The following is a 1,499-nucleotide window of genomic DNA, read 5'->3' as shown; positions in this document are numbered from 1 at the left end:
GGGCATGGGGCAAAGCCCCATGAAAAAGGGCGCCGGCCCTTGCCGGCCCGGCGCCCTGATCGGTTGATCCGGGTTGCGGATCAGACCGAGTAGTACATCTCGAACTCGGCCGGGTGGGGGGTGTGTTCGAACTTGAACACGTCCTGCCACTTGATGGCGCAGTAGCTTTCGATCTGGTCCTTGGTGAAGACGCCGCCGGCGAGCAGGAACTCGTGGTCGGCGGCCAGGGCCTCCAGCGCCTCGCGCAGCGATCCGCAGACGGTGGGGATCTGCTTCAGCTCCTCGGGCGGCAGGTCATAGAGGTCCTTGTCCATGGCGTCGCCGGGATGGATCTTGTTCTTGATCCCGTCCAGGCCGGCCATCAGCATGGCGGCGAACGCCAGGTAGGGGTTGGCGGTGGGGTCGGGGAAGCGGACCTCGACGCGCTTGGCCTTCGGGCTGGTCGCATAGGGAATGCGGCACGAGGCCGAGCGGTTGCGCGCGGAATAGGCCAGCAGCACCGGCGCCTCGAAGCCCGGGATCAGCCGCTTGTAGGAGTTGGTCGACGGGTTGGTGAAGGCGTTCAGCGCCTTGGCGTGCTTGATGATGCCGCCGATGTAATACAGCGCCTGGTCGGACAGGTCGGCATAGCCGTTGCCGGCGAACACCGGCTTGCCGGCCTTCCAGATCGACTGGTGGACATGCATGCCCGACCCGTTGTCGCCGTAGATCGGCTTGGGCATGAAGGTCGCCGTCTTGCCGTAGGAATGGGCGACGTTGTGCACGCAGTATTTGTAGATCTGCATGAAGTCGGCGGACTGCACCAGAGTGGCGAACTTGGTGCCCAGCTCGTGCTGGGACTGCGCGACCTCGTGATGGTGCTTTTCGATCGGCAGGCCCATCTCGCCCATCGTCGTCAGCATCTCGGCGCGCAGGTCGCCCTCGCTGTCCACCGGGGCGACGGGGAAATAGCCGCCCTTGACGCCCGGGCGATGGCCCATGTTGCCTTCGGGATAGTCCTTCAGCGAGGCGCCGGGGCCCTCGATGCTGTCCAGCTGGTAGGTGCCGTAGTTCGGCCCCGTCCCGAAGCGGACGCTGTCGAAGATGAAGAACTCGGCCTCGGGCCCGAAGAACGCCGTGTCGCCCAGGCCGGTCGACTTCAGGTAGGCCTCGGCCAGCTTGGCCGTCGCGCGCGGGTCGCGGTTGTAGAACTGGCCCGTCGAGGGTTCGATGATGTCGCAGATCAGGATCAGCTGCGGCTTGGCCGAGAACGGGTCCATCACCGCCGTCGCCGGGTCCGGCAGCAGCACCATGTCGCTCTCGTTGATCGCCTTCCAGCCCGCGATCGACGACCCGTCGAACATGAAGCCGTCGCGGAACGTGTCCTGCTCGATCGTCGAGACGTGCTGCGTCGTGTGGTGCCACTTGCCCCGCGGATCGGTGAAGCGCAGGTCCACCAGTTCCACCGAATGTTCCTGGATCAGGCTGAACACCTTCGCGACGGATGCCGCGTCGGGGGA

The 1,499-nt window shown here is 65.6% G+C and carries 1 protein-coding gene; it reads right to left on the bottom strand.

All coding sequences use genetic code 11. From position 1 onward, the window contains the following. Window positions 1–80 precede the first annotated feature (80 nt). Window positions 81–1,499 (bottom strand): type I glutamate--ammonia ligase (glnA, locus tag HLH28_RS17830; protein ID WP_246396400.1); only part of this gene is annotated, 1,419 nt, incomplete at its 5' end.

Origin of the sequence: Gluconacetobacter tumulisoli, from assembly GCF_014174155.1 — a bacterium.
GTDB classification, from domain to species: Bacteria; Pseudomonadota; Alphaproteobacteria; order Acetobacterales; family Acetobacteraceae; genus Gluconacetobacter; species Gluconacetobacter tumulisoli.
Note: the sequence above shows the minus strand (reverse complement) of the source record. Positions and strands in the feature narration are given on the sequence as shown.